Annotated in this window: 5 protein-coding genes; 4 read left to right on the top strand and 1 reads right to left on the bottom strand. The window is 73.5% G+C overall.

Annotation, left to right across the window (positions count from 1 at the left end; all coding sequences use genetic code 11):
• The first annotated feature begins 48 nt into the window (after positions 1-48).
• The gene (locus AC069R_RS28790; protein ID WP_478769693.1) at positions 49-405 is read left to right on the top strand and encodes a hypothetical protein; all 357 of its coding nucleotides are present in this window, start codon (positions 49-51) and stop codon (positions 403-405) included.
• A gap of 165 nt (positions 406-570) precedes the next feature.
• The gene (locus AC069R_RS28785; RefSeq protein ID WP_478769692.1) at positions 571-771 is read left to right on the top strand and encodes a hypothetical protein; all 201 of its coding nucleotides are present in this window, start codon (positions 571-573) and stop codon (positions 769-771) included.
• Between the two features lie 129 nt (positions 772-900).
• On the opposite strand, the gene AC069R_RS28780 is transcribed toward AC069R_RS28785, so the two are convergent.
• Positions 901-3858: an AfsR/SARP family transcriptional regulator gene (locus AC069R_RS28780; protein ID WP_478769691.1), complete on the bottom strand. Its 2958-nt coding sequence runs from the start codon at positions 3856-3858 to the stop codon at positions 901-903.
• Between the two features lie 253 nt (positions 3859-4111).
• Here AC069R_RS28780 and AC069R_RS28775 point away from each other — a divergent pair, with 253 nt between their 5' ends.
• Together AC069R_RS28775 and AC069R_RS28770 are read left to right on the top strand one after the other, a co-directional pair.
• A complete protein-coding gene (locus tag AC069R_RS28775; RefSeq protein ID WP_478769690.1) occupies positions 4112-5455 on the top strand; it encodes a helix-turn-helix domain-containing protein in 1344 nt (447 codons plus the stop codon).
• 97 nt (positions 5456-5552) lie between these two features.
• Positions 5553-6479, top strand: coding sequence for an ornithine carbamoyltransferase (locus tag AC069R_RS28770; RefSeq protein WP_478769689.1), 927 nt, complete (start codon positions 5553-5555; stop codon positions 6477-6479).
• The last annotated feature ends 94 nt before the right edge of the window (positions 6480-6573 follow it).

The raw sequence follows: 6573 nt of genomic DNA, 5'->3' as shown, positions 1-6573 counted from the left end.
GACGGTCCCTCTGTCGTTTTCTGCACAACCCGCTGAAGGAGTACTGCCGTGGAAGAACCGCGGGACCGATCGCCCGACAGGACGGACCTGGCCCACGCGCTCCGGGACCTCTCCGGTGTGGAGCGCTGGGCGAAGCGGGTGGCCGCCCATGGCGAGGGGCCGCCGTACGTCGACCGGGGCGCCGTCGACGGCCCCCGGTTCAGCGTCGAGACGGAGACGGTCAACGGGATGCACAACGTGGCCCGGATCGCCCCGCCGCCCTCGGGCGAGGGCGAGCGGGCGGTCATGCGCTCGCTGGTGCGCTCCCTGCTCGACCTGGCCGGCCACGAGACGGGTCCGGCCCGCACCCAGGTCGTGCTGACCTCCGCGGGGCCTCGGGTGGTGGCATGCAGCCTGAGTGAGTAACCGCTGGCCGAAGCCGCCCCCCGGCAGGGCCGGGGGGGCTCGCTCGCGCGTTCCTGCGGCGCGGTAACGCGGCAGGAACCCAGCAGGAACGGCCCCCAGGAAAGTCGGTGGTGTCAGGAAGCGGAAAACACCGCGAACCGCTCAGACACCACCAAGGGGCAGACAATGGGACGCAAGGTTGCCGGGTTCATCGCTCTGATCGCCGCTCTGCTGATCCTCGGCCTCGGGGCTCGCACCGTCGGGGCCGGCGCGTTCCGGGCGGACAACCAGAACCCGACCGGCGTCACCACGGTCCAGGCCGACAACCAGAACCCGACCGTCGTCCCGGCCGGCAACCAGAACCCCACCGTCGTCGCGGCCCACTGAGCCGACGCCCCCTGGGCTCTGCGCCTCGCGACCGTGCCCCGTCCGGACCTCCGGGCGGGGCACCGCGCTGTCCGGGGGCTCTGCTTCCGGGCTCTCCGCTTCCGGGGCTTTGCGACGCGCGGGGGAAGCTCAGCGGCGCCGTCGGTCCGGCGCGACCCCCATGCGCGCGAACAGTTCCTCCGCCGCGGCCCGGTGCCGGGCGGCGGCCCCGGCGTCCTCCTCGGCGTCCGCGAGCCCCGCCAGCGCGTACGCCTCCTCGATGCGATAGCTCACCGCGGCAGCCAACTCGCGTGCACCGGCGTGCAGTTCGCGGGCGACTCGCCGTTCCCCCTGCCGCCCGCGCAGCCGGCCCACGATGTTCTCCACCTTGGCCCGGCGCAGCGGCGAGGCGCTGGACGCCACCAGTTCGAGGGCCTGCTCGGCCAGGTCGGGGGTGCGCACGGGCCGGCCCAGATGCTGGTCGACGTCGGCCGACAGGGCCAGGGTCAGGGCCACGTTCCCCGGATCAGCGCCGTCGACGACGAGGGCGCGGGCCCGGTCCAGGCTGCGGGCGGCCTCGGCGTAGTCCCCGAGGCCGGCCTGGGCGAAGGCCAGGTCGGTGAAGGCGCTGAACTGGTTCTCGAACCGGCCGAGCCCGGCCTGGAGTTCGATCGCGCGCAGCGCGGCGGCCTTGGCCTCCTCGTAGCGCCCCCACTGCTCGTACAGCGTGCTGAGCATGGTGAGGCTGTCGGCCTCGGCGCGGGGGCTGCCCAGTTCCCGCTCGTAGGCGGTGGCCCGCTCCAGGTGCGTGAGCGCCTCGGGGAAGTTGCCGAGCAGGCTGTTGAACTGGCCGAGGGTGCCCTCGCTGTGCGCCTCGGTGTGCCGGTCGCCGAGCTGTGCGGCCACGTCCCGGCCCTCCCGCGCGGCCTCCAGTCCCTCCTCGAACCGGCCGAGCCGCCAGCACGCGACCCCCAGGTTGGACAGGCTCATGCCCAGCAGGGCGAGATCGCCGAGGCGTTTCGCGGCCCCGACCGAGGCCCGGCCCAGTTCCCCGAACTCCTCCATCTGACCGCGCGCGTTGAGCTGGAAGACGAGGTTGCGGCTCAGGCAGACGACGTACCGGTCCAGGCTCCGCCGTTCGGCCAGGGCGACCGCGGCGAGCAGGGTGTCCTGTTCCCGGTCGAACCAGGTCCTGGCCCGCTCGGCGTCACCGAGCGGGGGCATCTCGGCCGTGGACTTCCCGATGCCGGTGGGGCGGTGGCGGCGGCCGGGGTAGAGCACGTCGCAGGCCAGCTCGGTCGCGGTGAGGTAGTAGCAGAGCAGGCGTTCCACGGCGTCGGCCGCCTCGTCGCCGCCCTGGTCGGCGGCCTCGAAGAGGCTCTGGGCGAAGCTGCGCACCAGATCGTGGAAGGAGTACAGCCCGATCTCCGGCTGCTGCACCAGATGCACGTCCAGCAGCCGTTCCAGCAGGTCCTCGGCGTCCCGGATGTCCCGGTCGAGCAGCGCGGCCGCGGCGTGCACGTTGATGTCGCCGCCCGGATGCAGGGAGAGGATCCGGAAGGCGACGCGGCTCTCCTTGTCCAGGGCCTGGTACGACAGCCGCAGGGTGGCCGAGACGCTGCGGGCGCCGGAGCTCAGCTCGTCGAGCCTGCGGGTCTCGTCCTGCAACCGCTCGACCAGGTAACGCAGGGTCCAGCGGGGCCGGTTGCGCAGCCGGGCGGTGGCGATGCGCAGGGCGAGCGGGAGGTGGCCGCAGAGCCGGGCCAGGTCGAGGGCGGCGTCGGGCTCGGCGGCGACGCGTTCGGCGCCGAGGGTCTCGGCGACCAGGGCGGCGCTCTCGCGCGGGGACATCACGCCGAGGGAGATCCACTGCGCGCCGTCGAGGTCCACGAGGCGGCCGCGGCTGGTGACCAGCAGCAGGCAGCCGGGGGCGGTGGGCAGCAGCGGTTCGATGTCGGAGGCCTCGGCCGCGTTGTCCAGCAGGATCAGCACCCGCTTGCCGCCGAGCGTGGACCGCCACAGGGCGGTGCGGCCCGCGGTGTCGTCGGGTATGCGGTCGCCGGGCACGCCGAGCGCCCGCAGCAGGCTGTCGAGCGCGGCGCCGGCGGTCACCGGCTGGTCGCCGGGGGTGTAGCCGCGCAGGTCGATGTGGAGCTGGCCGTCGGGGTAGTCGGCGGCGAGCTGGTAGGCGGCGCGCACCGCGAGGGAGGTCTTGCCGCTGCCGCCCATGCCGTCCAGGGCCACGATCCTCGGCCCCTGCTCGCTCCCCCGCTGGGCGCGGCGCAGCAGTTCGGCCAGCTCGGTCTCGCGGCCGGTGAAGTCGGAGAGGTCGTACGGCAGGGTGCAGGGAGCCTCGGCGGCGAGCGGTAAGGGGGCGGCGGGCGCGGCGCCGGCCAGCTCGGGGCTCTCGCGCAGGATCCCCTCGTACAGCTTGGTCAGGTGCGGGCCGGGGTCGACGCCGAGTTCCTCGACGAGCAGTTCGCGGACCTTGCCGTACTCCTCCAGGGCCTCGGCCTGCCGGCCGGAGCGGTACAGGGCGAGCATCAGATGGCCGCGCAGGGTCTCGCGCAGCGGGTGCTCGGCGACCAGTTCCCGCAGATCCGCGACGAGTTCACCGGCTTCGCCGAGGGCGAGCCGCAGGGCGATCTGCTCCTCCCACACGGCCAGCCGGCGTTCCTCTATGGTGGTGGCGGCCGCCTCCACGACGGGTCCGCCGACCCCGGACAGCACCGGGCCCCGCCACAGTGCCAGGGCGCTGCGCAGTACCTGGACCGCCTCGGCGAGCCGCTCCTCGGCCACGGCGGACTTCGCCGTGCGCACCAGGGTGCCGAACTCGGACAGGTCGCACTGGGTCGCGTCGATCACGGCCCGGTAGCCGGGCCCCACCGTGAGCAGCGTCTCGGCGCCGCCCGGTATCCGTCTTCGCAGGTCGGCGACTGCCTTGCGGACCTGGTGGGACGCCGTCGCCGGCGGCTCCTCGTCCCAGGCTGCCTCGACCAGCCGGGACACCGGGAGCACCTTCCCCGGTTCCAGCAGCATGGTGGCCAGAACACGTTCCTGGATGACGCCGCCGAGTTTCAGCCGGACGCCGTCGGCCCACGCTTCCATCGGGCCGAGGATATTGAACCGAAGCCGTTCCCCTGACGCCGCCGTCACCGACAGCCCCCCTAAATCGCCGCTCCCCTAAAGCTGTCCGCTTCGCGCCGCAGAGCAGCGTAACCCATACGGAACGCAGTGGGACCGTGGCGGGAACCGTACGGGAAGCGGGTCGATCAGTCTCTTCCTCGTTGGCAGGCACCTCGTCGGCTCGGGTCGCCTACCTGGCATTCGGCCACGTTTTCCGAGGATGAAGGAGACACCGATGAAATCCGAGTCCGCGCCCGGTCTCGATGTGCTGCTGCAGAACGCACGGCGGCGTGCCGGGCTCACCCAGGACCAGCTGGCCGGTCTCGCCACGGTGAGCGTGCGCGCCATCCGGGACCTGGAGCAGGGGCGGGTGCGCAACCCGCGCAGGGAGACCCTCAAGCTGCTCGCCGACGCGATGCGCATGAGCGACGTCCGGCGGGTGGAGCTGGAGCTGGCCGCCGACACGCATGCGGCGGGCCGGGTCCTGGAGTCCTTCTACAGTGCCGAACTGGCCGGTCCGCCCGCCCCGTTGCGCCCGCTGATCGGCCGGCGCGCCGAGCTGGAGGCGCTGACGGAGCGGCTGGACCACCGGCACGACCGGCTGCTGACCTTGGTGGGGCTGCCCGGAGTGGGCAAGTCCCGGCTGGCCCAGGAGGCCGCGCTGGTGCTGCACGCCCGTGACCGGATACCGGTGCTGTGGGTGCCCATGGACCGCGGCCCGGACGCGGGCCCGGCGCCGGGTTCGCGGACGCCGCTGGTGGAGTGGGTCCGCTCGCTGATCCGCGACGGTGCGCATTTCGAGGAGCTGACCTCGGTCATCGGGTCCAAGCCGACCCTGATCGTGCTCGACGGCCTCGACGACCCGGCGCCCGCGGTGCCGGTGCTGCTCAACCTGCTGCGGGCCTGCGAGCGGCTGAAGACCATCGTCACCTCGCGGCGGGTGACCCGGCCCCCGGCGGGACGGCTGCTGCCGCTGGCCCCGCTGCCGGCCTCGGCCCCGGACGCGGACGCGTCCCCGTTGCCGGGCGACTCGCTGATCGCGGGCCGGCCCGCCGTCGAGCTGATGCTCTCGCACGTCAGCCACATGCGTCCCGACCTGCTGCCCACCGACGCGGTGACGACCGCCGTCGCCCATATCTGCCACCGTGTGGACGGCATCCCGCGGGCCCTGGAGGCGGCCGCCTCCTGGCTGCTGCTGTACTCGCCGGACCAGCTGCTGGAGATCGCCCGCTCGACCCCGCTGCTGCTGGTCGACGACGTCACACCGGCGGCGGAGCCGGGCGGCGCGCTCAGCGAGCAGCTGGGCGACGCGCTGGCCGGCCTGGACGACCGGGCGGCCGGCCTGCTCACCACGCTGGCGGCCCTGCCGGAGCCGTGGACGGTGGACGCCGCCGCCCGCGCCGACGGCAGGCCGCTGGCCGAGACCGCCCGCGAGGTGCACGGGCTGCTGCTGCGGGGCCTGATCCGCCAGCACCCGGCCGAGCCGGGCGGCCCCATGGGCTTCACCGTGCTGAACCTGGTCCGCGAGCTGATGACGATGCGTCATCCCGCCGCCGACCTGGTCGGCGCCACCGACTGACCCCACCGCTCGCGCACCACCCGTCCCCTCCCCCGCCCGTCCCCGCTCCTCCCGTTCATCCGCGACCGATCACCCCTTCACGAGAGGCACTTCAGCCATGCGCAACCTCATCTCCCTCGCCGACCTGACCCCCGCCGAGCTGGACCGGATCGTGCGGCGTGCCGTGTCCTTCGGCCGCGAGGGCGTCGACCGCAGGTCGCTCGACGGCAAGCAGGTGGGCATCTACTTCCGCAAGTCCTCGACCCGTACCCGTACGTCGTTCTGGAGCGGCGCGACCCGGCTGGGCGCCGATGTCGTCACCTTCGGCCCCGACGAGCTCCAGCTGACCACCGGTGAGACCGTCGAGGACACCTCGCGGGTGCTCGGCCAGTACCTGGACGCGCTGGTGGTGCGCACCAACGGGGACGTCGAGGAGATCCGGCGACTCGGCAGCAGCGCGGACCTGGCCGTCGTCAACGCGCTGAGCCTGGACGAGCACCCCACCCAGGCGATCGCGGACCTGACCACGCTCACCGAGCGGTTCGGCTCGCTGGACGGGCTGCACCTGCTCGCCGTCGGCGAGGGCAACAGTTCCGGCGCCGCGCTCGCGCTGGCCACCGCCCTGACCCCCGGACTGCGGCTGACGCTGCTGTGCCCGAGCGGCTACGAGGTGCCCAAGGACAAGCTGGACCTCGCCGACGAGCTGGCCGGCGGCAAGGCGGCGGTCACCCAGGTCACCAGCCTGGACGAGGTGAAGGGGACGGCCGACGCGGTGTACACCAGCCGCTGGCAGACGATGGGCGTCGCCAAGGCGAACCCCGACTGGCTGAAGGACTTCGAGGGCTTCCGGATCGACGACGCCTTCCTCGACCGGTTCGGCGGCCCGGACACCGTGTTCCTGCACGACCTGCCCGCCGTGCGCGGCCAGGAGGTCACCGACGAGGTGCTGGACGGGCCGCGCAGCATCGCCTGGCGGCAGGCGCACCACAAGATGACGGCCGCCATGGCGGTCCTGGAGTGGTGCGTGAACTCCGCCGGGAACTGAGCGGACGCGGTAAAGGGCCGGGGGGGGGGGGGGGGGGGGGGGGGGCCGACACGGGGGACAACTGGTCCAGGGTGGGGGGGTGTAGTGGCGCTAT

This window comes from Streptomyces sp. NPDC043952 (genome assembly GCF_056435325.1).
This window is presented reverse-complemented; position numbering and strand designations above follow the sequence as displayed.

What these genes read in the sequence shown, in the direction of transcription:
- AC069R_RS28775 (WP_478769690.1), top strand. Translation starts at nt 4,112, where the DNA reads ATGAAATCCGAGTCCGCGCCCGGTCTCGATGTGCTGCTGCAGAACGCA.
- AC069R_RS28785 (WP_478769692.1), top strand. Translation starts at nt 571, where the DNA reads ATGGGACGCAAGGTTGCCGGGTTCATCGCTCTGATCGCCGCTCTGCTG.
- AC069R_RS28780 (WP_478769691.1), bottom strand. Translation starts at nt 3,858, where the DNA reads ATGGAAGCGTGGGCCGACGGCGTCCGGCTGAAACTCGGCGGCGTCATC.
- AC069R_RS28770 (WP_478769689.1), top strand. Translation starts at nt 5,553, where the DNA reads ATGCGCAACCTCATCTCCCTCGCCGACCTGACCCCCGCCGAGCTGGAC.